Source organism: Acetobacter sp. DsW_063 (genome assembly GCF_002153745.1).
Lineage (GTDB): Bacteria > Pseudomonadota > Alphaproteobacteria > Acetobacterales > Acetobacteraceae > Acetobacter.
On the sequence record NZ_JOPL01000164.1, the window covers coordinates 1 to 221 of the forward strand.

The window sequence follows — 221 nt, forward strand, 5'->3', positions numbered from 1 at the left end:
CCCGATCCTGCTGCACGTCATCACCGAGAAGGGCCGCGGCTACAAGCCGGCGGAAACCGCGGGCGACAAGTACCACGCCGTGGCCAAGTTCAACATCGTGACCGGCGAGCAGAGCAAGGCCCCACCGGGCCCACCGTCCTGGACCAACGTGTTCGCCCGCGAACTGGTCAGCCGCGCCGAGCAGGACGACAAGATCGTCGCCATCACGGCGGCGATGCCGT

At 67.9% G+C, this 221-nt stretch carries 1 pseudogene; it reads left to right on the top strand.

Going from position 1 to position 221, the window contains the following annotated elements:
- Positions 1 to 221 (top strand): annotated as a pseudogene (locus HK28_RS13565) (1-deoxy-D-xylulose-5-phosphate synthase); the annotation flags it as partial.